Source organism: Roseovarius sp. PS-C2 (genome assembly GCF_018862045.1).
Classification (GTDB): Bacteria; Pseudomonadota; Alphaproteobacteria; order Rhodobacterales; family Rhodobacteraceae; genus Roseovarius.
This window is the reverse complement of record NZ_JAHKSQ010000014.1, coordinates 1-24,632: the sequence shown is the minus strand read 5'-3', so window position 1 is coordinate 24,632 and position 24,632 is coordinate 1. Positions and strand designations below refer to the sequence as shown.

Genomic DNA, 24,632 nt, shown 5'->3' with positions numbered 1-24,632 from the left:
ATGTTTCGCCTCTCGGAATACATGCACCAATTGGTCACCCCCACCCCCGTTCGCCAAAGACGCGGCAGCGGGCCGGTCAAACCGGTGGTGATCTGGAATCTGACACGGCGCTGCAACCTGCGCTGCCGGCATTGCTATACCGTCTCGGCAAATGTGGATTTTCCCGGCGAGTTGACCCACGAGCAAGCGATGGACACGCTGGACGATCTGGGGCATTTCGGCATCCCCGCGCTGATCCTGTCGGGTGGGGAACCTCTGGATCGCTTCGATTTCTTCGATATCGCCAAAGCGGCGCGCCCCAAGGTGCGAATGCTGGCGCTGTCGACCAACGGGACCAAGATTCACGGTGAAAATGCCGACCGCGTGGCCGAGATCGGGTTCGACTATGTCGGCATCTCGATTGACGGAATCGGCAAGACGAATGACTGGTTTCGCGGTGTCGACGGGGCGTTCGACGAGGCTTTGCGCGGCGTGCGCGAATGCAAGAAACGGGGCATCAAGGTCGGGCTGCGGTTCACCCTGACGCGTGACAATGCCGGGCAATTGTCTGACCTGTTGCAGCTTTGCGATGACGAAGGCGTGGACAAGTTTTACCTGTCGCATCTGGTCTATGCGGGCCGGGGCGACAAGAACCGGGGCGAAGACGCCGTACACGACCATACCCGCGCTGCGCTCGATCAGTTGATCGACCGGGCCTGGGTGGCGGCAGCCGAAGACATGCCCCTGGACATCGTGACCGGCAACAACGATGCCGACGCGGTCTATCTGATGCGATGGGCCGAGCGCCATTTCGACGATGCCCGCCTTGCCAACCTGCGCGACCATCTCGAAGCCTGGGGCGGCAATTCCTCGGGGCTGGGGGTGGCCAATATCGACACTCTGGGGCGTGTCCATCCCGATACCTACTGGTCGGATTACACCATCGGCAATGTCAAGACACAGGCCTTTTCCGATCTCTGGACGGGCGACGATCCGATGCTGGCGCAGTTGCGCCGCCGCCCACGCCCGCTCAAGGGGCGCTGTGGAGCCTGCGCCTTCAAATCGGTTTGCGGCGGCAACACCCGTATCCGCGCCTTGCAACTGACCGGCGACCCGTGGGCCGAAGACCCGGCCTGCTACCTGAGCAACGACGAGATCGGCGTCGAAACCCACGCCGAGCGCCTGACCGTCACCCCCTTCCGAGGCAAGAGACATGACCCGGCTCATCGCTTTAACTAGTGTGCTCGCCCTTGCGGCGATGGCAGCCCATGCCGATCCGGCACAAACCTATGCGGACGAATGCGCAGTCTGTCATGGCGATCACCGCCTTGGCGGCACCGGCCCTGCCCTGATCCCGCAGACATTGGGGCGGATGCGTGGGCCAAACCTTGAAAAGGTGATTGCCCATGGCCGCGCCGCCACCCAGATGCCCGCCTTTGAAGATATCCTTGAGCCACAGGACATCGCGGCGCTGGCCGAATACCTGCAAACCCCGCTCGACACCGATCCGGAATGGCAGACCGAGGATATCGCGGAAACCCTGTGGCTCGATCCCGACTATACGCCGGCGAATGCTCCGGTGTTCGATGCCGATCCGCTGAACATCACGCTGGTCGTGGAAACGGGCGATCATCATGTCAGCGTCCTGGATGGGGACACGTTCGAGGTGCTGGACCGTTTCGAGACCCCCTTTGCCGTGCATGGCGGGCCCAAGTTCAGCCCCGAGGGCCGGTATGTGTTCATCATGTCGCGCGATGGCTGGGTGCAGAAATACGACATATGGTCATTGCATCAGGTGGGCCGAGTCCGGGCGGGCCTGAACAGCCGCAACATCGCCATCAGTTCCGATGGCAAGCATCTGGCGGTGGCGAACTATCTGCCGATGACACTGACGATCCTGTCCACCGAAGACCTCGGTGTTGAAATGGTCATGCCGGTGGTGGGCAAGGACGGGCGCAAGAGCCGCGTGTCGGCTGTGTATCAGGCCCCGCAGCGGCGCAGCTTCATACTGGCGCTCAAGGACACGCCGGAAATCTGGGAGGTCGCGACCGATCCGGATGCCGACGCCGTCTATGAAGGCTTCGTTCACTCGCGCGAGAAAGGCATGATCGAGGGGCTGCCCTCCTCCGAAGGATTGTTCGCCCGCCGCCGGATCATGTTGAGCGCGCCGCTGGACGATTTCTTTTTCACCGACGATTACCGCAACCTGATCGGCGCGGCGCGCACCACCGGCAAGGGCGTCGTCGTCAACCTGAATGTCGGGCGCGAGATCGCCGAACTGCCCCTGCCCGGCATGCCGCATCTGGGCTCGGGCATTTCATGGGACAAGGATGGCCGCCGGGTGATGGCCACCCCACACCTGGAAGAGGGAGTGCTTTCGATCATCGACACCCAGGACTGGAGCGTTACCGACACCATCGAAACCGCCGGGCCGGGGTTCTTCCTGCGCAGTCACGAAAACAGCCCCTATTTCTGGGCCGACGTGTTCTTCGGGCCCAACCGCGATCTGATGCACGTGATCGACAAGCAGACGCTGGACATCGTCAAGACGCTGCAACCCGTGCCGGGGGCCACTGTGGCCCATGTGGAATTCACCCGCGACGGACAATACGCGCTCGTCTCGGTTTGGGAGGATGACGGCGAGGTGCTGGTCTATGACGCGGAAACCCTGGAGATCGTGAAACGCCTGCCCATGCGCAAACCATCGGGAAAATACAATGTGTTCAACAAGATCACCTTCTCGGAGGGCACCAGCCATTAAGGACCGTGCGATCATCGTCAGCCACGGGCAACCGTCCGATCCGGCCCCCGCCGAAGCGGCCCTTGCAGGGTTCGCCGCACAGGTGGCGCGCGCCCTGCCCGGCTGGCAGATCGAAAGCGCGACACTGGCCAACCCCGGCGCGCTGGACCGTGCTTTTCAGGCCACCGGGCCCGGCGCGGCGATCTATCCGCTGTTCATGACCGGCGGGTGGTTCACCAGCGACGCGTTGCAACAACGTATCGCTGCACGCTCCGCCCATGTCTTACCGCCCTTCGGACAGGACAGCGGCCTGCCGGAAATGGCCGCTCGGATGTTGCAGGACGTTTTGGCCGAACATGGCTGGCAGGCTGCCGATACGCGGCTGTTCATCGCCGCGCATGGGTCCGGGCGCAGCGATCGTTCGGCACGCGACACACAGGATTTTGCCCGTGCGCTGGCCCGTCACCTCGCCTTTGCCGAGATGCGCGTGGGCTTCGTGGAAGAATCGCCCTATCTGGCCGATATGGCCTTGAGTCTGGGGGAAAAATCCATCTGCCTGCCGTTCTTTGCGGCGGCTGGCGGGCATGTGCAGGAGGACATCCCAGAGGCGTTGGCGCTGACCGATTTCAAGGGCGTTTGCCTTGCCCCCATCGGCTGCGCTCCGCAGGCTCCGGCCCTTGTCGCGCAGGCCCTGACCCGCGAAACGGTGACAGCATGACCGGCACACCCCCCCGCTTTGGACGGCTTTACCTGCTGCTTTACCCATTCACCGCTTTGGCGGTGGCGATCAACCTGTTCATGCTGGGGCTGATGTGGCAGGCCATCGGCTGGCCCGCCCTGTCACCTGTTACGGCGCTGATCCTATGCGTGCCTTTGGGAATACCGATCAACTGGGCCACCACCCGCTGGGTACAAGGTCTGATCGACGAGGCTGAAGGGCGGAAATGACCCGCGAGGGACGATCCCCCTAGCCCATGAATTCGATCCGCGCGCCGTTGAAACACGCCACGGCCTGTCGGGCCTCTCGCCGGGACAGCAGGCACAGCGCGGTCGACAGCCCATCCGCCACGGCGGCACTCGGCGCCGAGACAGAGGCCGTATCATGAACCGGCCCGCCATTGCCGCGCGGATCGAGGATATGCCCCTGACGCCCCGAAGCATCCAGAACCGTTCCCATGGGTGACGAGGTGGCCAGCGCGCGATCCTTCAGCGTAACGCGCCGGACGATCTCACCATCGGCTTTGCCTATTCCCGCCTGCCATGCCCCGCCTTCGGGGGACCGTCCGAACCCGGCCACTTCGCCCATATCCACCAGGATATCGCGATATCCCCGCGCGCGCAGCAGCGCCGCGATCCGGTCGGTCACATATCCTTGTGCAATGCCGTTCAGCGTCAGCGCCATGCCCGGTTCGCTCAGCCTCAGCCCGGTCCCTTCGTGTTGAACCCGATGCCAGCCGATACGCGCGCGGGCCTCGGCGACATTCCCGTGCCGGGCAAGGGCCTCCCACATGGGTTGCACCGTCGGATCGAACGCGCCACCCGTCGCATCATGCAGCGCCCCGCAAATCCGCAGAACTTCGCGCAGATCGGATGGCACGGCCTGCAACCGGCCAGTCCGGTTCAGCCGGACAAGCGCACTGTCCGACCGATAGAGGCTGAAGATACGCTCCAGCCGGTCCAGTTCGGTCTCGATAGTGGCAAAGACAGGACGCGCCTCCAAAGCGCTCACACCTGACAGGGTCATCCGCGCACGCGCCCCCATCGCATGCCCGTTCCATTGCGCGTCCCCGCCTGACAGGGTCACCGAAGGCACAGCCACAGCCGCTGCCGTGATCGTCAGGAACCGTCGGCGTGTCCATGTCATGCGTGCCTTACCTTTCGATTGGTCGGGGATGGGCTGACCTTTCCGAAAACGCTAGAAGACGGCACAGTTCAGGTGTTTGACTTTCGTCAATGCTATACACGCGTGAACACGATCATTTGCACAATGGGGGTGATGCCCCGGATAATCGAGGCACGGACATGGGGTGGAGCGAATTCATACTGGCCTTTGTGGTCTTTTTCCTCAGCCATTCGATTCCGGTACGCCCCCCGGTGCGGCCGTGGTTGGTACGGCGTCTGGGGCAAACCGGATTTACCGCAGTATATTCCGCCTTGTCCGTGGCCATACTGGGTTGGATCATCGCGGCGGCGGGGCGCGCGCCCTATGTGGCCCTGTGGGACCGCGCAGCGTGGCAAACCCACGTGCCCTTGACGGTCATGGGCGTTGTCTGCCTGATCGTTGCGCTGTCGCTTGGCCGCCCCAACCCGTTTTCCTTTGGCGGCGCACATAACGACAGGTTCGACCCCGCACATCCCGGCATCGTCCGCTACCTGCGCCATCCCTTGCTGGCGGCACTGGCGATCTGGGCGCTGGCGCATATGGTCCCGAACGGGGATCTGGCGCATGTGATCGTGTTCGGCATCTTCGCGCTGTTTGCCCTGTTGGGCCAGCTCTTGATCACCCGGCGGCGCAAGCGTGAGTTGGGCCCCCGCTGGCAACAACTGGACCACTCCGTTCGGGCCGGCCCCCTCCTGCCTGCGCCCACCTCGGTGTCCGGGGCGGTGCTACGCATCGCTCTTGGCGTCGCGCTCTACATCGGGCTAATCGCGCTGCATCCCTGGCTGTTCGGGGTCAGCCCCCTGCCCTGAACGGATCAGGCCAGGCCCGGCAGCCACAGCACGATCATCGGGAACGCCACCAGCAGGCCGATCGTGATCGCATCCGCGATAAAGAACGGCATCACCCCCCGGAACACGTCCTGAACGCTCAGATCCGGGCGCACCCCGGCCACGACAAAGCAGTTCAGCCCGATGGGCGGCGTGATCAGGCAGAACTCGGCCATCTTGACCACGAGGATGCCGAACCAGATCGCGCACATCTGCCCCGACATGCCAAAGGCGCTGTCAGCGGCGCTTACGAATTCGCCCCCGTTCAGGGCCATGACCGCCGGGTAAACCACCGGCAGCGTCAACAGCAGCATGCCGATGGCATCCATGAACATCCCCAGCACCGCATAGGCCAGCAGGATGCAGATCAGGATCAGCATGGGCGACAGGGTCAGCGACGTGATCCAGTCGGCAAACGCCCCCGGAAGATCGGCGAACCCCAGAAAGCGCACATAGATCAGCACGCCCCAGATGATGGTAAAGATCATCACGCTCAGCTTGGCGGTTTCCAGCAAGGCGTCTTTCAGCTCGGTCCAGCGCATGCCCCGCCAGACCGCCATGAGGAACACGATGAAGGCCCCGATGGCGCCGCCTTCGGTGGGCGTGCCCCAGGCATCGCCGCCAAACGGGTTGTAAACGAAAAAGATGATCGTCACGACGACCAGAACGATGGGCAGCGCCGGCGGCAGCGACACCAGCCGTTCGCGCCACGTAAACCCGCCCACCGGCGGGCCGAAGCCCTTGATCGTCAAGGCCAGCCCGACGATCAGCAGCCCATAGATCAACGCCGAAAAGGCGCCGGGGATGAACCCGGCCAGCAACAGCTTGCCAACATCCTGCTCCACGATGATCGCATAGATCACCAAAATCGCCGAGGGTGGGATGAGGCTGGCCAGTGTCCCGCCCGCGGCCACGACCCCTGCGGCGAACCGCTTGTCATAGCCGATCTTCAGCATCTCGGGGATGGCGATACGCGCGAAAACCGCTGACGTGGCCACGCTCGCCCCCGATACGGCCGCGAACCCGGCCGTGGCAAAGACGGTGGACACAGCCAATCCCCCCGGCACCCACGCGATCCAGCGCTTGGCGGCCTCGAACAGCGCGCGGGTCAGCCCGGCGTAATAGGCCAGATACCCGATCAGGATGAAGGTGGGAATCAGGCTCAGCGCTTGCGAACTGACCTTGGAATGTGGCACCTGACCGGCGGTCTTGACCGCCACGGTCAGCGCCCAGCCGAAATCATCGGGCGCATAGCCCTTCTTGGACCAGAATATCCAGATCAGCCCGACCAGCCCGGCCAAACCCGCAGCAAAGGCCACGCGCATCCCAAGCACCACGAGAACAAGCAATCCGCCGGTAACGGCAAGTCCGATGTCGATCGTATCCATCAGACCTCTCCCTCGCCGTCTTCACGGGTACTGACATGTTCGGCCTCCTGCGCGGCCTGCGTCGCCACATCCAGAACCAGAGGCACGGCAACGGGCTGCGCCTCACCGCGCCAAAAGGCGCGGCCAAAGCCCCAGAGCTGCAGGACCAGACGCAGGCACAGCACCGAAAACGCCACCGGCGCCAGCAATTTGGCCGGCCAGATCGGCAAGGCGATATCCATCGAACTGTCCCGGCTCCAGAGCGGCGCGTTCCAATCGAAGCTGCGCTCGAAATGCGCCCAGCTGCCCCAGACCAGCAGCACCATCAAGATCAGAATGGCGAGCGTCGTGACGATCTCGGCCAGATACAGCCACCGCCCCCTGAGCGCGCCCACAACGATATCCATGCGGATATGTCCGCCGTCGCGCTGCGTATAGGCGACCCCCATGAAGGCGATCAACGGCATCGCCTGTTCGATCCAGTCGACATAGCCGGGCAAGGGCTGATTGAAGAAATTACGCCCCGCGACCGAGACCACCGCGAGGATCATCAACGCGAATACCGCCAGACCGCTCAACAGCGCGAGGAAACGCTCCAGTTTATAGAGCGTCTGGTCAATCCGGCTGAGGCGGCTGTCATCTGACAGCACAGATGCGGCACCTGCCATCCCGGCCCCCTTTGTTTTTGATTATGGCATAACCCGATGGGCCGCGCCCGGACACAACCGGACGCGGCCACAGGCATCAGATCCGGCGATCACTCGCCCTTCAGTTCGGCCAGTTTCGCAGTGGCGAAATCGTAAAGCTCCTGCGCGGGCAGGCCACGGGCGCTCATGTCTGCGATCCATGCCTCGGCGGCAGGGCCTGCCACCTTGTCGCGGAACGCGGCCAGTGCATCGGCATCATAGCTGATCCGCTCGATCCCGCGCTCATCCAGCGCCGGACCCCAGGCATTCATCGTGTTGTTGGTGTAATTGTCCACGTAATAGTCCAACGCTTCGTCAACCGAGCTGAGCAGCGCCTCGCGATGCTCATCGGACAGCCCCTCCAAGGCATCGGTATTCACCACCACCGGGCAGTTCACTGTGCCGGGGTTCAGATTGGTGGTCCACCACTTGGCATTCTCGATCGTGCCGAACGACATATGCGCATGCGGCGCAAACGCTGCCGCCGTGATCACGCCGCTATCCAGAGACTGCCGCACCTCGGTGGCCGACATCGAGGTCGGCACGGCGCCCACCGCTTCCATCGCCGCGCCGATCCCGCCGGTGGCGCGCACGCTCAGGCCCGCAAAATCCTCAAGCGTCCGCGGCGCATCGCCAAGGCCGACAAGGTTATATTGCGGCATCGGCGACGGCATCAGCAGGGTCGCGTTCCAGCGGGCCAGATCCTCCTTGACGGCGGGTTGCTCATAGAGCGCCATCGACAATTCACGTTCCTGTTCCAGCGTCTCGACACCGAGGAACGGCAACTCCAGAACCGTGATCGTCGGGTTCTTGTCGCGGTGGTAGCCTGCGCAGAACTGCGCCATTTCGAATGCACCGATGCTGATACCGTCAAGGTTTTCACGGTTCTTGGACAGGCCACCATAGCTGATATTCAGGGTGAACTCGCCATTCGTCTTCTCGGCGACCAGTTCGGCCAGCTTTTCGGTGTTTTCAGTAAACGCACGGCGTTTGCCCCACAGCGAGACATTCCATTCGGTTGCCATCGCTTCGGTGGCAAAGGCCAGCGTCAGCGCCGCAATCGCGGTTTTTCCAAGCAGTTTGCGCATCAGTGTTCTCCCTTATTTGTATTTTGACCGGGCTATAGCCCGTTACAGGGAGATTGCCCGCCCCCGCGGCACTTGTAAACCGTCAGCCGTAGCAAGAAAAAACCCCGCCGGAACAACCGGCGGGGCCAGATTTTCTGAACCGTCCCGATCCGGGATCAGTCTTCGCGGCTTTCCGGCGTATTCACCAGGTTGTCGAAATCGTCGCCACCGATGATATCGTCTTCGACCGGTGCCGCCAGGGCCGCTGCGGCCTCAGCCTCTTCACGGCGGGCTTCGATCACGACGTTATCGCGGCTTTGCGCGATGTGACGGACCTTCTGGGTCGCGCCACCCGTACCAGCCGGAATCAGACGGCCCACGATGACGTTCTCCTTGAGACCCACCAGTTTGTCGCGCTTGCCCTGAACCGAGGCTTCGGTCAGCACGCGGGTGGTTTCCTGGAACGATGCCGCCGAGATGAACGAGCGCGTCTGCAGCGATGCCTTGGTGATACCCAGCAGGATCGGTTCGCCCTGTGCCGGACGACCGCCCTTGGCAATCGACTTTTCGTTCGCCGCGTCGAACTCGGCCTTGTCCACATGCTCGCCTTTCAGAAGCGTGGTATCCCCGCTGTCGAGAATCTCCCACTTCTGCAGCATCTGGCGCACGACAACCTCGATGTGCTTGTCGTTGATCTTCACGCCCTGCAAGCGATAGACGTCCTGCACCTCGTCGATCATGTAATCGGCAAGGGCCTCGACCCCCATGATGGACAGGATGTCATGCGGCGCCGGGTTGCCGTCCATGATGTAATCGCCCTTCTGGACAAAATCCCCTTCCTGAACGGGGATGTGCTTGCCCTTGGGCACCATGTACTCGACCGGCTCCATCGATTCGTCGGCGGGTTCGATGCTGATACGGCGCTTGTTCTTGTAGTCGCGCCCGTACCGCACATACCCGTCGATTTCCGCGATGATCGCGTGATCCTTGGGACGGCGTGCCTCGAACAGTTCGGCCACACGCGGCAGACCGCCGGTGATGTCCTTGGTCTTGGCGCCTTCGCGCGGGATACGCGCGACCACGTCGCCGGCCTCGATCTTCTGGCCGTCTTCGATCGACAGGATCGCGTCCACCGACATCGGATAGGTCACCGGATTGCCCGCATCGTTGCGGACCGGCTCGCCATCGTCACCCAGGACAAGCACCTCGGGCTTGAGTTCGTTGCCCTTGGGCGCTGCGCGCCAGTCGGTCACGATCTTCTGGGTCATGCCGGTGGCATCGTCGGTCACGTCGCGCACCGATACACCGCTGGTCAGATCCACGAACTTGGCGGTACCCGCCTTCTCGGCCAGGATCGGCAGGGTGTACGGATCCCATTCGAACAGCTTGTCACCACGTTCGATCTTGTCGCCGTCCTTGACGAACAGCTTGGTCCCGTAGCCCACCTTGTGGCTGGCCAGTTCGGCGTCGTTTTCGCCCATGATCCGCAGCTTCATGTTGCGGCCCATGACCAGCGTTTCACCCGACGCGTTTTCCAGCGTCTGCGCATTTTCGAACACGATCGTGCCCGATTGGCTGGCTTCCTGGAAGGACTGCTGACCACCCTGCGCGACGCCGCCGATGTGGAAGGTCCGCATCGTCAGCTGCGTACCGGGTTCACCGATCGACTGCGCCGCGATGATGCCCACGGCCTCGCCGGTGTTCACCATCGTGCCGCGCGCCAGGTCACGGCCATAGCACATCGCGCAAACGCCATCCTCGGCCTCACAGGTCAGCGGGCTGCGGATACGCGCCGTTTGCACGGCGGCAGCCTCGATGGCATCGGCGGTACGTTCGTCGATCAGCTCGCCTTCCTTGACGATCACCTCTTCGGTCGTCGGGTTCACGATATCTTCTGCCGCGACACGGCCCAGAACACGTTCGCCCAGCGTCGCGACGACTTCGCCGTCGTTGACAGCCGCTTCAGCGGTAATCGCGCGGTCGGTCCCGCAATCGTGCTCGCGCACGATGCAGTCCTGCGCCACATCGACCAGACGGCGGGTCAGATAGCCCGAGTTCGCAGTCTTCAGGGCGGTATCCGACAGACCCTTACGGGCACCGTGGGTGGAGTTGAAATACTCCAGAACGGTCAGACCTTCCTTGAAGTTCGAGATGATCGGCGTCTCAATGATGTCGCCGTTCGGCTTGGCCATCAGGCCGCGCATACCGCCGAGCTGCTTCATCTGCGTGACCGACCCCCGCGCGCCCGAGTGGGCCATCATGTAAACGCTGTTGGGTTCTTTCACCGCGCCATTTTCGTCACGCACCTCGGCCGAAATGGTGTTCATCATCGCGTCGGTGACCTGATCGTTACACTTCGACCAGGCATCGACCACCTTGTTGTACTTTTCGCCCTGAGTGATCAGGCCGTCCATGTACTGCTGTTCAAAGCCTTTCACCTGCTCACGGGTGTCTTCGACGATCGTCCATTTCTGGTCGGGGATCACCATGTCGTCCTTGCCAAAGCTGATCCCGGCGCGGAACGCCTCCTTGAAGCCCATCGACATGATCTGATCGCAGAAAATGACCGACTCTTTCTGCCCGCAATAACGGTACACGGTGTCAATCGTCTGCTGCACTTCCTTCTTGCGCAGCAGCTTGTTGACAAGGCTGAACGGCGCCTTGGCATTGAGCGGCAGAAGCGCGCCGATGCGCACACGGCCCGGCGTGGTTTCGAACCGCTGCATGACCTCGTTGCCTTCCTCGTCGATCTGAGGAACGCGCGCCGTGATCTTGGCGTGCATGTGCACTTCACCGGCGTCCAGCGCGTGCTGCACCTCTTCGATCGAGGCAAAGGCCATGCCTTCGCCCTTCATGCCTTCGCGCATGATCGAGGTATAGTAGAGGCCCAGAACCATATCCTGCGACGGAACGATGATCGGTGCGCCGTTGGCGGGCGACAGAACGTTGTTCGTCGACATCATCAGCACACGCGCTTCCAGCTGCGCCTCGAGGCTCAGCGGAACGTGCACGGCCATCTGGTCGCCGTCGAAGTCGGCGTTGAAGGCCGAGCAGACCAGCGGGTGCAACTGAATGGCCTTGCCTTCGATCAGCACCGGCTCGAACGCCTGAATGCCCAGACGGTGCAGCGTCGGCGCACGGTTCAGCAGCACGGGATGTTCGCGGATCACCTCGTCAAGGATATCCCAGACTTCGGGGCGTTCCTTTTCCACCAGCTTCTTGGCCTGCTTCACGGTCGAGGACATGCCCTTGGCTTCCAGCCGCGAGTAGATGAACGGCTTGAACAGTTCCAGCGCCATCTTCTTGGGCAGGCCGCACTGATGCAGCTTCAGTTCCGGGCCGGTCACGATGACCGAACGGCCCGAAAAGTCGACCCGTTTCCCCAGAAGGTTCTGACGGAACCGGCCCTGCTTGCCCTTGAGCATGTCCGAGAGCGATTTCAGCGGACGACGATTGGCGCCGGTGATGACACGGCCACGGCGACCGTTGTCAAACAGCGCATCCACGGATTCCTGCAGCATCCGCTTTTCGTTGCGCACGATGATATCGGGCGCGCGCAGTTCGATCAGGCGCTTGAGGCGGTTGTTCCGGTTGATCACGCGGCGATACAGATCGTTCAGGTCCGACGTGGCGAAACGGCCACCGTCCAGCGGCACCAGCGGGCGCAGTTCGGGCGGGATGACCGGGATCACCGTCATCACCATCCATTCCGGGCGGTTGCCGGATTCGATGAAGGATTCCACGACCTTGAGGCGCTTGATGATCTTCTTGGGCTTCAGCTCACCCGTGGCTTCGGCCAGATCGGCGCGCAGTTGCTCGGCCTCGGCTTCGAGGTCGATGTTCTGCAACATCTCGCGGATCGCCTCGGCACCGATATTGGCGGTAAAGGCGTCCATGCCATAGGCATCCTGGGCGTCCATGTATTCTTCTTCCGACAGCATCTGGCCATAGGTCAGATCCGTCAGGCCGGGTTCGATCACCACGTAGTTTTCGAAATACAGGACGCGTTCCAGATCACGCAGGGTCATGTCCAGCATCAGGCCGATGCGCGACGGCAGCGACTTGAGGAACCAGATATGCGCACAGGGCGCGGCCAGTTCGATATGGCCCATGCGTTCGCGGCGAACCTTTTGCAGCGTCACCTCGACACCGCATTTTTCGCAGACGACGCCGCGGTATTTCATCCGCTTGTATTTGCCGCACAGGCATTCGTAGTCCTTGATCGGGCCGAAAATGCGCGCACAGAACAGACCGTCGCGCTCGGGCTTGAACGTGCGGTAGTTGATCGTTTCGGGTTTCTTGATCTCGCCGTAGGACCAGCTGAGGATACGCTCGGGGCTGGCAAGGCTGACCTTGATCTCGTCGAACACCTTGGCCGGGGCGGCCGGGTTGAACGGGTTGTTTGTGAGTTCCTGGTTCATTTCATGTCCTCAATTCTGAGAGGGTGCGGTGGAGAAGGGGTGGCGTAGGGTGTGCATTCACTGCACACCCCTGGAAAACGTCACTCCGCGTCTTCCTCCTCCGCATCCAGGAGTTCCATGTTGAGGCCGAGGCCGCGCACTTCCTTGACCAGGACGTTGAACGATTCCGGCACGCCGGCTTCGAAATTGTCCTCGCCCTTGACGATCGACTCGTAGACCTTGGTCCGGCCTGCCACGTCGTCCGATTTCACCGTCAGCATTTCCTGCAAGGTGTAAGCGGCGCCATAAGCTTCCAGTGCCCAGACCTCCATCTCACCGAAACGCTGGCCGCCGAACTGGGCCTTACCGCCCAGGGGCTGCTGCGTGACAAGGCTGTACGGCCCGGTCGAACGTGCGTGGATCTTGTCGTCGACCAGGTGGTGCAGTTTCAGCAGGTATTTGACACCCACAGTCACCGGACGGCTGAACTGTTCGCCCGTGCGCCCGTCATACAGAACGGACTGGCCCGATTCATCGAACCCGGCACGCTTGAGCGCGTCGTTCACGTCGGCCTCTTTCGCACCGTCGAAGACCGGCGTTGCGATCGGCACACCGCGCGTCACGTTGCCCGCCGCTTCGACAAGCTGGCCTTCGTCCATGCCGGCGATGCCTTCGTCATAGACATCCTCGCCATAGGCCAGTTTCATCGCTTCGCGTACCGGGGTCAGATCGCCCGACCGGCGGTATTCCTGCAATGCCTCGTCCACCTTGATGCCAAGGCCGCGCGCGGCCCAGCCCATGTGGGTTTCGAGGATCTGACCGACGTTCATCCGCGACGGAACACCCAGCGGGTTGAGGCAGAAATCGACCGGCGTCCCGTCCTGAAGGAACGGCATGTCCTCCATCGGCACGACCTTGGAAATCACACCCTTGTTCCCGTGACGCCCGGCCATCTTGTCGCCCGGCTGCAGCTTGCGCTTCACGGCGATGAAGACCTTGACCATCTTCATCACACCCGGCGGCAGGTCGTCGCCACGGCGGACTTTCTCGACCTTGTCCTCAAAGCGGGCTTCGAGCGTGCGTTTCTGCTGCTCGTACTGCTCGTTCAGGGCTTCGACGATCTGGGCGTCCTTTTCATCCTTCAGGGCCAGCTGCCACCACTGACCCTTGGTCAGCGTTTCCAGCAACTCTTCGGTGATGTCGGAATTCGCCTTGACGCCTTTCGGCCCCTTGACGGCAACCTTGCCCAGGATCAGCGACTTGAGACGCGCATAGATGTTGCGATCGAGGATCGCCAGTTCGTCGTCCCGGTCGCGGGCCAGACGCTCGACTTCCTCGCGCTCGATCTGAAGCGCACGTTCGTCTTTTTCGACGCCGTGGCGGTTGAACACACGCACCTCGACCACGGTGCCATAATCCCCCGGCTTCACGCGCAGCGACGTGTCGCGCACATCGCTGGCCTTTTCACCGAAGATGGCGCGCAGCAGCTTTTCTTCCGGCGTCATCGGGCTTTCGCCCTTGGGGGTGATCTTGCCCACCAGAATATCGCCCGGCTCCACGTCGGCACCGATATAGACGATACCCGCCTCGTCGAGGTTGCGCAGCGCTTCCTCGCCCACGTTCGGGATATCGCGGGTGATCTCTTCCGGCCCCAGCTTGGTGTCGCGCGCGGCCACTTCGAATTCCTCGATATGGACGCTGGTGAACACGTCATCCTGCGCGATCCGCTCCGAGATCAGGATCGAGTCCTCGTAGTTGTAGCCGTTCCAAGGCATGAAGGCGACGACGACGTTCTTGCCAAGCGCCAGTTCCCCCATATCGGTGGACGGACCATCGGCGATCACCTCACCTTTCTGCACCTTGTCACCCACTTTCACCAGCGGGCGCTGGTTGATGCAGGTGTTCTGGTTCGAACGCTGGAATTTGCGCATCCGGTAGATATCGACACCCGGATCGCCGATTTCCAGATCCTCGGTGGCGCGCACAACGATACGGGCCGCATCGACCTGGTCGATGACACCGGCACGTTTCGCCATGATCGACGCGCCCGAGTCACGGGCCACGACACCCTCGATCCCGGTGCCGACCAGCGGCGCCTCCGAGCGCAGCGTCGGCACGGCCTGACGTTGCATGTTCGACCCCATCAGCGCGCGGTTGGCGTCGTCGTTTTCCAGGAACGGAATAAGCGACGCGGCAACCGAGACCAGCTGCTTGGGCGACACGTCGATCAGATCGACAGACTCGTTCGGCGCCAGCATGTATTCGCCCGACTGACGGGTCGAAACCAGATCGTTCACGAACCTGGCGTCTTCGTCCAGCTTGGCGTTGGCCTGCGCGACGGTGTGGCGCATTTCCTCGGTCGCGGACATATAGACCACGTCGTCGGTGACTTTACCGTTGTCGACCTTGCGATAGGGCGTTTCGATAAAGCCGTACTTGTTCACGCGCGCAAACGTCGCCAGCGAGTTGATCAGGCCGATGTTCGGCCCTTCCGGCGTTTCAATCGGGCACATCCGGCCATAGTGCGTCGGGTGCACGTCGCGCACCTCGAAGCCCGCGCGCTCACGCGTCAGACCACCCGGCCCAAGCGCCGACAGGCGGCGTTTGTGGGTAACTTCCGACAGCGGGTTGGTCTGGTCCATGAACTGCGACAGCTGCGACGAGCCGAAGAATTCACGCACCGCGGCGGCTGCGGGTTTCGCGTTGATCAGATCCTGCGGCATGACAGTGTCAATCTCGACGCTGCTCATGCGTTCCTTGATGGCGCGCTCCATGCGCAGCAGGCCGACGCGGTACTGGTTTTCCATCAGCTCGCCGACCGACCGCACACGACGGTTGCCGAGGTGGTCGATATCGTCGATATCGCCCTTGCCGTCACGCAGGTCCACCAGCGCCTTGATGCAGGCGACGATGTCTTCGCGGTCCAGCGTGCGTTGCGTATCCGGCTTGTCCAGCGCAAGGCGCATGTTCATCTTCACACGGCCCACGGCACTCAGATCATAGCGCTCGGAATCGAAGAACAGCGTGTCGAACAGGGCCGAAGCGGCCTCTTCCGTCGGCGGCTCACCGGGGCGCATGACGCGGTAGATATCCATGAGCGCGGTTTCGCGGTTCATGTTCTTGTCCGCAGCCATGGTGTTGCGGATGTAGGGGCCGACATTGATGTTGTCGATGTCCAGAACCGGAATGTCGGTGATGCCCGCATCCAGCAGTTCCTTGACCGTGCCACCGATGATATCGCCATCCTTGTCACGCTCGATCGTCAGCTCGTCACCGGCCTCGACATAGATCGCGCCGGTTTCCTCGTTGATGATGTCGCGCGCCACGAACTTGCCCGCGATCAACTCGAACGGCAGCAGCAATTCGGTCACTTCGCCATCGTCGATCAGCTTCTTGACCGCGCGCGGCGTCACTTTCTTGGTAGCTTCGGCGATCACTTCGCCCGACTTGGCATCGACCAGATCGTAGGTCGGGCGCGTGCCGCGCACACGCTCGGGGAAGAACTTGGTGACCCAGCCCTTGTTCTTCTTCAGCTTGTAATCGACCGTGTCGTAATAGGCATCCATGATGCTTTCCTGATCCAGCCCGAGGGCATAGAGCAGGGTCGTCACCGGCAGTTTGCGGCGACGGTCGATCCGGGCGAACACGATATCCTTGGCGTCGAATTCGAAGTCCAGCCACGATCCGCGATAGGGAATGATCCGGCAGGCGAACAGCAGTTTGCCCGAGCTGTGGGTCTTGCCCTTGTCATGGTCGAAGAACACGCCGGGGCTGCGGTGCATCTGGCTGACGATCACGCGTTCGGTGCCGTTCACGATGAACGTGCCGTTCGGCGTCATCAGGGGCATGTCGCCCATGAACACGTCCTGTTCCTTGATGTCTTTCACCGACTTGGCGCCGGTATCCTCGTCGACATCGAACACGATCAGGCGCAGCGTCACCTTCAGCGGGGCGCTGTAGGTCATGTCGCGCTGCATGCATTCTTCGACATCGTATTTCGGACGTTCCAGATCGTAATTCACGAACTCCAGCACGCTGGTTTCGTTGAAATCCTTGATCGGGAAGACCGACTGGAAAACACCTTTGATCCCCTCGCCGTCCTGCGGCTCGGGCTGGTCGCCGGATTTCAGGAAAAGATCATACGAGGATTTCTGAACCTCGATCAGGTTCGGCATATCCAGCACTTCGCGGATTTTGCCGAAATATTTGCGCAAACGTTTCTGGCCAAGGAAGGTCTGAGCCATGTGTCTGGTCACCTTTCGTTTCTCACTGGCTGCGCGCGCTGTCGGGCCCCAGCAGCGCAACCATCCGAGATGGCGGGTGCGATCCATTCCCGGCCCCTGTCCCACCAGGGGCCTCCCGATCGCGTGAACCTCGCCTTAGAAAACCCCTGTTCCGTCAGGGCCTTTCTGAGACAGGTTCGGCTGGGCCCGGAAATCCGGACCCAGCCTGACAAATCGCTCCGGGTTGCCCCGGAAAGCCGATTATTTGAGCTCGACTTCTGCGCCGGCTGCTTCCAGCTTCGACTTGATGTCTTCGGCTTCTTCTTTCGAAGCGCCTTCCTTGACGGCCTTGCCACCGGCTTCGACCAGCTCTTTGGCTTCTTTCAGGCCCAGGCCGGTGATGCCGCGGACTTCCTTGATCACGTTGATCTTGGAGGCGCCGGCCGACTTCAGGATGACGTCGAACTCGGTTTGCTCTTCAGCGGCTGCGCCGCCTGCGTCGCCTGCCGGACCCGCCATCATGACAGCGCCGCCTGCTGCGGGCTCGATGCCGTACTCGTCCTTCAGGATGGTTTTCAGTTCTTGTGCTTCGAGAAGCGTCAGACCAACGATCTCTTCAGCCAGTTTTTTCAGATCAGCCATTTTTCAGCTCTTTCCGTATTAAGATGTGTTCCAACGTCGGGCAATAACCCATACGCAGATATTCCAGTTGCTCGCTTACGCAGCTTCCGCCTTCTCTTCGATGGTCGAAAGGATGCTCGCGATGTTCGAAGCAGGGGCGCCAATTGCACCGGCGATGTTCGAAGCGGGCGCACCCAGCATACCGGCGATCTGAGCAAGCAGCTCTTCGCGCGACGGCATGTCGGACACGGCTTTGACACCGGCACGGTCCAGAGCGTCCGAACCCATTGCACCGCCGAGGATCTCGAATTTCGAGTTGTCCTTGGCGAACCCTTCGGCGACCTTGGCGGCCGACACGGGGTCTTCGGAATAGGTCAGAACGGTCATACCCGAGAGGTATTGGCCAATGCTTTCGCACGGCTTGCCCTCAAGGGCGATCTTGGCGAGCCTGTTCTTGGCGACGCGAACGGAGGCTTCGGCGTCGCGGGCGCGCGCACGAAGATCCTGCATCTCGGCAACTGTCAGACCCGCGTAGTGGGCAACCACTACGACGCCAGAGCTTTCGAAGATCTGGCCGAGTTCCTCGACCACTTTCTCTTTCTGGGCTCTATCCACAGTTTCACTCCAGTTTTGGGGGTCTCCCCCCGGCTCAAGTTTGGCGGGTCGCCCCGCCGTTCGGGTCCAATTTCAGGGTCCCGAGCCCAAGATCACCCGAAGGCGGCAGCCTTCGCTGAATCTCATCTCGTTCCCCATCTCAGGAAGGAATTATTGGACGTTCGCCCAACCCTCCATCTCGGACAGGACGGGGCCGGTTCGCGGCCCCGCCATTCACACCGGCCCGTCAGGACCGGCGCAAATTCTTATTCAGACGCGGCGTTGGACACGTCAATGCTGACACCCGGACCCATGGTCGAGGTCAGCGAGATCTTCTTCATATAGGTGCCCTTGGCGCCGGTCGGCTTGGCCTTGGAAACGGCGGCCACGAAAGCGCGCACGTTTTCGACCAGCTTGCCCTCGTCGAAGGACGCCTTGCCGACACCGGCGTGAACCACACCGGCCTTTTCGGCCTTGAACTGCACTTCACCGCCCTTGGCGTTCTTGACGGCATCCGCCACGTCCATGGTCACCGTGCCCACCTTGGGGTTCGGCATCAGGTTACGCGGGCCCAGCACCTTGCCCAGACGGCCGACGATCGGCATCATGTCCGGGGTTGCGATGCAGCGGTCGAATTCGATCGTGCCGCCCTGAACGGTTTCCATCAGGTCTTCGGCACCGACGATATCGGCACCGGCGGCCTGGGCTTCTTCGGCCTTCGGGCCACGGGCGAACACGGCAACGCGCACGTCCTTGCCGGTGCCGTTCGGCAGGCCGACGACACCACGGACCATCTGATCGGCGTGACGCGGATCGACACCCAGATTCATCGAAATCTCGATGGTTTCGTCGAACTTGGCGTTTGCATTGGCCTTGACCAGGGCAACGGCGTCTTCGACGCTCAGGTTTTCCTTGCCAGCAAAGGCTTCACGGGCGGCGCGGGTACGTTTTCCAAGCTTTGCCATCTTACTTCACCTCGATGCCCATGGAACGCGCGCTGCCGAGGATGATCTTCATCGCGGCTTCGACGTCGTTTGCGTTCAGGTCTTTCCACTTCGCTTCGGCGATTTCACGCACCTGCTTGGTGGTCACCGATCCAACGGTCGCACGACCCGGAGTGTTCGCCCCGGATTTCAGCTTGGCGGCCTTCTTCAGGTAGTAAGACGCGGGGGGCGTCTTGATGTCCATGTCAAAGGACTTGTCCTGATAATACGTGATCACGGTCGGGCACGGCGCACCGGGCTCCATTTCCTGCGTCTTGGCGTTGAACGCCTTGCAGAATTCCATGATGTTGATCCCACGCTGACCAAGCGCCGGGCCCACGGGCGGGGACGGGTTCGCCTGACCTGCGGGCACCTGCAACTTCATCGTGCCTGCGAGTTTCTTGGCCATCTGGCCTCTCCTTCTTTCCAACTCCCGTCAGGGCGCGCCCTTCGGGGTCTCAGTTGTGTGGTGCGGTCCGGGCGCCGCGGCGCCCTCGCCTCCCACGGCTCACACATCAGGCCTGTTTGGTGACCTGAGTGAATTCCAGTTCCACCGGGGTTTCCCGGCCAAAGATCGACACCGTCACCTTGAGGCGCTGGTTGTCTTCGTCCACTTCCTCGACCATGCCGTCGAAATCCTCGAACGGGCCATCGTTGACCTTGACCTTTTCGCCCACGTCGAAATGGATCAGGGTCCGCGGCGCCTCTTCGCCTTCCTGAACGCGGTTCAGGATCGCGTTCACCTCGGCATCGCGCATCGGCATCGGGCGGCCCTGCGGGCCAAGAAACCCGGTCACCCGGTTGATCGAGTTGATCAGGTGATACCCCTGATCCGACATTTCCATGTGCACCAGTACGTAACCGGGCATGAAACGACGCTCGGTCGTCACCTTCTTGCCGCGACGCACCTCGATCACTTCTTCAGTGGGGACCAGAACTTCGTCGATCTGATCTTCGAGGCTTTGCTCGGCAACGGATTGTCTGATCTGCTCGGCGATTTTCTTCTCGAAGTTCGAGAGAACACTGACCGAGTACCACCGTTTTGCCATGTCCGACCCATGCCCTTGTCGTTACCGGCCACAAGACCGAAAATTCCAGAATTCGCAGGGGAGTTTCACCCCGTGTCTCCGAAACAAAAAGCGGCGCGCAACCCGAATCGCCGCGCGCCATGTCCCGAAGTGTGCAGCCAATTACCGCCCATCGCCCCTGATTTCAAGGTCCAAGGCCGGATTTTCTGCCCGATCAGCCAAACAGCGCCAGAATCCCCTGCAATCCGCTGCGAATGCCAAGATCGACGAGGGCAAAGAACACAGCCGTCAGCGCGGCCATGATAAAGACCATCACCGTGGTCAACAGCACTTCGCGGCGGGTCGGCCAGACAACCTTGGCCACTTCCGAGCGAACCTGCTGAATGAATTGAAGCGGATTGGTGCGTGCCATGGGCGCTGTCTTCTTTCTCATACGGGTTGACGGGGCACATACGCGGGCCAGCGCACAAATTCAAGGGCCAAGGGTCGCCCCCTGGCCATATCCGTATATCCCGATGCTGACGGCGTTTCAGCCTTGATGTCGTTCAGCGGCCAGACGGTCGAACGGATCGGGCGCATCGTCCAGTTTCATTTGATCCGCTCCGGCATCGGAGAAATCCGGCAAGGCCAGGCGCCCGGCCCATTTTTCCGGCAGCCGGTCCAGAATCGCATCCCAGCGCAATGCCAGCCCATCAGCCCGCCGCCTGAATCCTTCGGCCATTGCCGGGCGGCGCGCGGCAAAGCGCGTCCAGCGCGCCGACAGGATTTCAAAAAACCGGTCATGCCCAAGGGTCAGATAGGCAATCGCCGTGACCAGAACAAAGATGAGCACAAGCGACGGAATCAGCAAGGGCCGCCAGATCATGATCGCGGCAAGCCCGCACAATACCAGCGTCCGGCGGCTCGGGCGGTAGGCTTTCACTCTGGTCAGGATACCCGGCAAGCGCGATGGGGTCGCCGCATCCGGTTCGGCATCTCCATGATCGAAAATCCCCTCGGCCACCTGCTTGGAAACCTTCCGGCTGTGCCGCACCGTCCCGGTCTCCGGGGCAGGCGCAGAGTCGGGTTCGCTCGGCGCGATCTCGGGCAGGCTCTTGCGATTCATCTCGCGCTTCTGGTCCAGCATCATGCGCTGGATCAGACGATCCGCGGTTTCCTCCGCCACCTCGGGCGAACACGCGTCTTCCGGGGTTGTCCCCTGCAATTCCTCGCCGTCATGCGGCAGGTATGACACCCTGCGCTCACTGGACGCCGGCACATCGGTCATGGCAGCACTCATTCAAATCAACACCCCCAACGCGGCAATATCCGGAAATACAGACACCTGCCGCGACCCAGTCGATTCACGGTATTAGTGGGGCCGAAATCTGGCAAAATCATGGCAGATACGGGCCGCAATTGCGGCACAGTTTCCAAGGCGCGCACAATCCCCGGAAAACCGCGGAACCGGGCGACCCGGCGCAACAAACAACATCAATTCGGCTGGAGATTTTGGCAGGGGCAGCAGGGTTCGAACCCGCGACCTACGGTTTTGGAGACCGTCGCTCTACCAGCTGAGCTATACCCCTGTACCTCGCGCCGAATTAAGGCACATGCGCACGGGAATCAAGCCGCCTTTCAGGACTTTGTCGCGGCTTTTCCGAAAATATCCCCCTTTCGCGCGGCTCAGGCGGCAGACCGCGCCGTATAACGGGGGCTTTCCACCACGCCCTTGTCGAACAATTGCGATATCTCGGTGTCGCTCAGCCGTGCCACATCGCCCAGGATTTCCTCGGTATGCTCGCCCAGTTCCGGGGCCGGGGCAGGCTTGGTGCGCGCCCGCGCCGAAAACTCCGCCGGGCAGCCCGGCACCGGAAACCGGCCCAGCCCCGGCTGATCCAGCATGGAAAACATCGGATTGGCCTCGCCCAGATCGGGATCGTGCCTAACCGCCTCTTTCACGCTGCGGAAAATCGACCACGTAACACCCGCCTTGTCGAACGAGTCGGCAAAATCCCCGACCCGTCGCGCAGCGAACCACGGGGCCAGAATATCCGTGATCTCATGGCGCAACGCCCACCGCACACCCTCATCGCGCAGATCGCGGCCCGAGCGTTTCGCCAGCATCTCCATCTGCTGGCCGGTCCCGGTGATCTTGACCAACCCCGACCATTGCCGCGCGGTCAGGCCGATGACCATCACGCGCTGGCCGCAGGCACAAATGAAATCCTGCCCATAGGCGCCATACAGCGAATTACCCGCCTTGCCGCGCTCCTCGTCGTTCAGAACCGCATCGCCGATCATGCCCAGATGGCCGATGGTCGCCGCCGCCACGTCCTTGAGCGCGATCTCCACCTCCTGCCCCGCGCCGTGGCGCAAACGGTGCCGTTCGGCGGCCAAAAGCGAAGACACCACCATGTTCCCCGCGATCAGATCCCATGCCGGCAGCGCACTGGCCACAGGCGCGTCATGATCCTCGGGGCCGGTCATGTCGGGAATGCCGAGCGCCGGGTTCACCGTGTAATCCACCTGCGGGCGGCCATGCCTGTCCCCCATCAGCGTCACCATGACCAGATCGCGGCGATACTGGCTGAGCGTCTCGTAATCCATCCAGCCGCGCACCCGCAGGTTGGTCAGGAACAGCCCCGCATCCTCGCCCGGCGCGGTCACGATCCGCGTGATCAGCTCCTGCCCCTCGGGGCTGCGCATGTTGACGGCAATGGATTTCTTGCCCTTGTTCAGCCCCGCCCAGAACAGGCTGCGCCCCGATGGCACCAGCGGCCAGCGCCCCGCGTCCAGCCCGCCCTCGATACGGTCGAACCGGATCACCTCGGCCCCCATCTGCGCCAGTTGCATCCCCGCAAGCGGCACCGCGACAAAAGCCGATCCCTCGACCACACGCATCCCTTTCAATATCCGGGTCATACGGTTTCCTCCCACATCGCGGTGGCCTGCATCCCCTGATGCCCACCCTGCCCCGTGCACAGCAAAAGCGCGCCGGTTTCATCCTCGCTCGCCATGATATCCAGCTCACGGCTGTCCCCCGGCGTCAGGAACACCGGATGCACCGCCCGGAAATCGAAATGGCGCGGGCGGCGGCCCTTGTGGCGGCACGCGGCCTGAATCAGCCATGTCGCCTGCATAGGGCCATGCACCACAAGGCCGGGATAATGCTCGACCTCCTGCGCATAAGGCAGGTCGTAATGGATGCGATGCGCATTGAAGGTCAGCGCCGAATAGCGAAACAGCAAGGCCTCGCTGATCGACTGCCGTCTGTGCAGAACCGGATCGGACGGCAAGGGCCGCTCGGCGGGCGGGCGGAACCTGTCGGGGATGTCCAAGTAAACGATGTCCTGGCGTTCCTCGATGGCCAGCCCCCGTTCGCCATAAATCCTGTGATCGACCGAAACCAGCACCATCGGCCCGGTCTTGCCCTCCTTCTCGGCCACGGAGCGGATAAAGGATCGCCTGCTCAGCCTCTCGCCCACACGCAGCGGCGCGCCAAAACTCAGCGCCCCGCTGGCCCACATCCGCCGTTCCAGCCGGACGGGCGGCAGGAAATCCCCAAGCGCCGGGTGCCCGTCGCGCGCCAGTTCATTCAGCGGAACCGACGGGTTGAACGCACACCAGTGCCACAGCGGGCCCATTTCCTCCCCCTCTCGCGGGGCCGGTCCGTGCCCTGCGCCCAGCGTCGCATGGATTTCCGCGGCCCGCCGCTCGGAAATGCAGCCCTCCTCGTGATCGGTCCGCCCCTCCCAGGCCTTGACGTTCAACTGATCCATAAGCCTCTCCTCCGCTGCTCCCTAAAGCCTGCGGGAAGTTGGAAAAAAATCAAGTTTTCAATAGCTTAGATGAATACCACGGTATGCATTGCGCGATACTGCAGACGCAGAAAATTTGCAGCCGCGTTGTTTTACATCGGAAAAACCCGATCTGTTCCGACGGGACCGCAGCAGGAAAACCGGCTGTTTCTGCACCTGAAAACCCGGTGATCCACCGACCGCACGTTGCGGCGGATTGACCCAGCTTTGCCCGAAACCCGTCAAACCGCGCCGGTAACCATACCCCGGAAAAAGAAAAGGGCGCCCGAACGGGCGCCCCTTCCAAACCGATATGATCGTCGACTTATTCGATGATTTTGGAGACGACGCCGGCGCCGACGGTGCGGCCGCCTTCGCGGATGGCGAAGCGCAGGCCGTCTTCCATGGCGATCGGGGCGATCAGTTCGACTTCGAACTTCAGGTTGTCGCCCGGCA

20 protein-coding genes, 1 tRNA gene and 1 pseudogene are annotated in these 24,632 nt (G+C 62.1%); 5 read left to right on the top strand and 17 right to left on the bottom strand.

Annotation, left to right across the window (positions count from 1 at the left end; genetic code table 11):
* Genes nirJ through KPG71_RS18295 form a run of 4 tightly spaced genes read left to right on the top strand, consistent with a single transcriptional unit; the run spans position 1 to position 3,667 of the window.
* The gene (gene nirJ, locus KPG71_RS18310; RefSeq protein ID WP_216340015.1) at positions 1–1,218 is read left to right on the top strand and encodes a heme d1 biosynthesis radical SAM protein NirJ; all 1,218 of its coding nucleotides are present in this window, start codon (positions 1–3) and stop codon (positions 1,216–1,218) included.
* A complete protein-coding gene (locus tag KPG71_RS18305; RefSeq protein ID WP_216340013.1) occupies positions 1,193–2,740 on the top strand; it encodes a nitrite reductase in 1,548 nt (515 codons plus the stop codon). The genes nirJ and KPG71_RS18305 overlap by 26 nt, the downstream gene beginning before the upstream one ends.
* Positions 2,697–3,437 carry a CbiX/SirB N-terminal domain-containing protein gene (locus tag KPG71_RS18300; protein WP_216340011.1) on the top strand — a complete coding sequence of 247 codons (741 nt, stop codon included), beginning with the start codon at positions 2,697–2,699 and terminating at the stop codon, positions 3,435–3,437. The genes KPG71_RS18305 and KPG71_RS18300 overlap by 44 nt, the downstream gene beginning before the upstream one ends.
* Positions 3,434–3,667 (top strand): hypothetical protein, encoded by a 234-nt coding sequence (locus KPG71_RS18295; RefSeq protein WP_216340009.1) that lies wholly within the window; start codon positions 3,434–3,436, stop codon positions 3,665–3,667. The genes KPG71_RS18300 and KPG71_RS18295 overlap by 4 nt, the downstream gene beginning before the upstream one ends.
* A 19-nt stretch (positions 3,668–3,686) precedes the next feature.
* Here the strand turns inward: KPG71_RS18295 and KPG71_RS18290 are convergent, their stop codons facing one another.
* Positions 3,687–4,583, bottom strand: coding sequence for an FAD:protein FMN transferase (locus KPG71_RS18290; protein WP_216340006.1), 897 nt, complete (start codon positions 4,581–4,583; stop codon positions 3,687–3,689).
* A 158-nt stretch (positions 4,584–4,741) separates the two neighbouring features.
* Between KPG71_RS18290 and KPG71_RS18285 the strand changes: the two genes are divergently transcribed.
* Positions 4,742–5,410, top strand: a complete 669-nt coding sequence (locus KPG71_RS18285) for an NnrU family protein (protein WP_216340004.1) — start codon at positions 4,742–4,744, stop codon at positions 5,408–5,410.
* Positions 5,411–5,415: 5 nt separating this feature from the next.
* Here the strand turns inward: KPG71_RS18285 and KPG71_RS18280 are convergent, their stop codons facing one another.
* From KPG71_RS18280 to tuf, 16 genes and pseudogenes are all read right to left on the bottom strand, one after another.
* Entirely contained in the window at positions 5,416–6,816 is a 1,401-nt protein-coding gene (locus KPG71_RS18280; protein WP_216340002.1) for a TRAP transporter large permease, read from the bottom strand.
* Positions 6,816–7,463 carry a TRAP transporter small permease subunit gene (locus KPG71_RS18275; RefSeq protein ID WP_216340000.1) on the bottom strand — a complete coding sequence of 216 codons (648 nt, stop codon included), beginning with the start codon at positions 7,461–7,463 and terminating at the stop codon, positions 6,816–6,818. Before KPG71_RS18275 ends, KPG71_RS18280 begins: the two co-directional genes overlap by 1 nt.
* 89 nt (positions 7,464–7,552) lie before the next feature.
* Entirely contained in the window at positions 7,553–8,569 is a 1,017-nt protein-coding gene (locus tag KPG71_RS18270; protein ID WP_216339998.1) for a C4-dicarboxylate TRAP transporter substrate-binding protein, read from the bottom strand.
* A gap of 155 nt (positions 8,570–8,724) precedes the next feature.
* Complete coding sequence (gene rpoC / locus KPG71_RS18265; protein ID WP_216339996.1) at positions 8,725–12,969, bottom strand: DNA-directed RNA polymerase subunit beta'; 4,245 nt, start codon at positions 12,967–12,969, stop codon at positions 8,725–8,727.
* 80 nt (positions 12,970–13,049) lie between these two features.
* A complete protein-coding gene (gene rpoB / locus KPG71_RS18260; protein WP_216339995.1) occupies positions 13,050–17,192 on the bottom strand; it encodes a DNA-directed RNA polymerase subunit beta in 4,143 nt (1,380 codons plus the stop codon).
* 240 nt (positions 17,193–17,432) lie between these two features.
* Positions 17,433–17,813: a 50S ribosomal protein L7/L12 gene (gene rplL / locus KPG71_RS18255; RefSeq protein ID WP_073037737.1), complete on the bottom strand. Its 381-nt coding sequence runs from the start codon at positions 17,811–17,813 to the stop codon at positions 17,433–17,435.
* A 75-nt stretch (positions 17,814–17,888) separates the two neighbouring features.
* Positions 17,889–18,407 (bottom strand): 50S ribosomal protein L10, encoded by a 519-nt coding sequence (gene rplJ, locus KPG71_RS18250; RefSeq protein ID WP_073037734.1) that lies wholly within the window; start codon positions 18,405–18,407, stop codon positions 17,889–17,891.
* 245 nt (positions 18,408–18,652) lie between these two features.
* Complete coding sequence (gene rplA, locus KPG71_RS18245; protein ID WP_216339993.1) at positions 18,653–19,351, bottom strand: 50S ribosomal protein L1; 699 nt, start codon at positions 19,349–19,351, stop codon at positions 18,653–18,655.
* A gap of 1 nt (position 19,352) precedes the next feature.
* Complete coding sequence (gene rplK / locus KPG71_RS18240; protein ID WP_216339991.1) at positions 19,353–19,778, bottom strand: 50S ribosomal protein L11; 426 nt, start codon at positions 19,776–19,778, stop codon at positions 19,353–19,355.
* Between the two features lie 106 nt (positions 19,779–19,884).
* The gene (gene nusG / locus KPG71_RS18235) at positions 19,885–20,418 is read right to left on the bottom strand and encodes a transcription termination/antitermination protein NusG (RefSeq protein ID WP_073037728.1); all 534 of its coding nucleotides are present in this window, start codon (positions 20,416–20,418) and stop codon (positions 19,885–19,887) included.
* Positions 20,419–20,611: 193 nt separating this feature from the next.
* A complete protein-coding gene (gene secE / locus KPG71_RS18230; protein WP_073037726.1) occupies positions 20,612–20,809 on the bottom strand; it encodes a preprotein translocase subunit SecE in 198 nt (65 codons plus the stop codon).
* A 117-nt stretch (positions 20,810–20,926) separates the two neighbouring features.
* Positions 20,927–21,664: a hypothetical protein gene (locus tag KPG71_RS18225; RefSeq protein WP_216339989.1), complete on the bottom strand. Its 738-nt coding sequence runs from the start codon at positions 21,662–21,664 to the stop codon at positions 20,927–20,929.
* A 225-nt stretch (positions 21,665–21,889) separates the two neighbouring features.
* A tRNA-Trp gene (locus KPG71_RS18220) sits at positions 21,890–21,965 on the bottom strand.
* A gap of 97 nt (positions 21,966–22,062) precedes the next feature.
* Positions 22,063–23,301: a CoA transferase gene (locus KPG71_RS18215; protein WP_216339987.1), complete on the bottom strand. Its 1,239-nt coding sequence runs from the start codon at positions 23,299–23,301 to the stop codon at positions 22,063–22,065.
* Positions 23,298–24,158, bottom strand: a complete 861-nt coding sequence (locus tag KPG71_RS18210) for a MaoC family dehydratase N-terminal domain-containing protein (RefSeq protein ID WP_253196368.1) — start codon at positions 24,156–24,158, stop codon at positions 23,298–23,300. Before KPG71_RS18210 ends, KPG71_RS18215 begins: the two co-directional genes overlap by 4 nt.
* Positions 24,159–24,501: 343 nt before the next feature.
* A pseudogene (tuf, locus tag KPG71_RS18205) lies at positions 24,502–24,632 on the bottom strand (elongation factor Tu); the annotation flags it as partial.

Coding starts and splice junctions, on each gene's coding strand:
- rplA (WP_216339993.1), bottom strand. CDS start 19,351: ATGGCAAAGCTTGGAAAACGTACCCGCGCCGCCCGTGAAGCCTTTGCT.
- nirJ (WP_216340015.1), top strand. CDS start 1: ATGTTTCGCCTCTCGGAATACATGCACCAATTGGTCACCCCCACCCCC.
- KPG71_RS18300 (WP_216340011.1), top strand. CDS start 2,697: ATGTGTTCAACAAGATCACCTTCTCGGAGGGCACCAGCCATTAAGGAC.
- rpoC (WP_216339996.1), bottom strand. CDS start 12,969: ATGAACCAGGAACTCACAAACAACCCGTTCAACCCGGCCGCCCCGGCC.
- KPG71_RS18295 (WP_216340009.1), top strand. CDS start 3,434: ATGACCGGCACACCCCCCCGCTTTGGACGGCTTTACCTGCTGCTTTAC.
- KPG71_RS18270 (WP_216339998.1), bottom strand. CDS start 8,569: ATGCGCAAACTGCTTGGAAAAACCGCGATTGCGGCGCTGACGCTGGCC.
- KPG71_RS18225 (WP_216339989.1), bottom strand. CDS start 21,664: ATGACCGATGTGCCGGCGTCCAGTGAGCGCAGGGTGTCATACCTGCCG.
- rplL (WP_073037737.1), bottom strand. CDS start 17,813: ATGGCTGATCTGAAAAAACTGGCTGAAGAGATCGTTGGTCTGACGCTT.
- KPG71_RS18215 (WP_216339987.1), bottom strand. CDS start 23,301: ATGACCCGGATATTGAAAGGGATGCGTGTGGTCGAGGGATCGGCTTTT.
- secE (WP_073037726.1), bottom strand. CDS start 20,809: ATGGCACGCACCAATCCGCTTCAATTCATTCAGCAGGTTCGCTCGGAA.
- rplK (WP_216339991.1), bottom strand. CDS start 19,778: ATGGCCAAGAAACTCGCAGGCACGATGAAGTTGCAGGTGCCCGCAGGT.
- KPG71_RS18210 (WP_253196368.1), bottom strand. CDS start 24,158: ATGGATCAGTTGAACGTCAAGGCCTGGGAGGGGCGGACCGATCACGAG.
- KPG71_RS18280 (WP_216340002.1), bottom strand. CDS start 6,816: ATGGATACGATCGACATCGGACTTGCCGTTACCGGCGGATTGCTTGTT.
- KPG71_RS18290 (WP_216340006.1), bottom strand. CDS start 4,583: ATGACATGGACACGCCGACGGTTCCTGACGATCACGGCAGCGGCTGTG.
- KPG71_RS18275 (WP_216340000.1), bottom strand. CDS start 7,463: ATGGCAGGTGCCGCATCTGTGCTGTCAGATGACAGCCGCCTCAGCCGG.
- rpoB (WP_216339995.1), bottom strand. CDS start 17,192: ATGGCTCAGACCTTCCTTGGCCAGAAACGTTTGCGCAAATATTTCGGC.
- nusG (WP_073037728.1), bottom strand. CDS start 20,418: ATGGCAAAACGGTGGTACTCGGTCAGTGTTCTCTCGAACTTCGAGAAG.
- KPG71_RS18285 (WP_216340004.1), top strand. CDS start 4,742: ATGGGGTGGAGCGAATTCATACTGGCCTTTGTGGTCTTTTTCCTCAGC.
- KPG71_RS18305 (WP_216340013.1), top strand. CDS start 1,193: ATGACCCGGCTCATCGCTTTAACTAGTGTGCTCGCCCTTGCGGCGATG.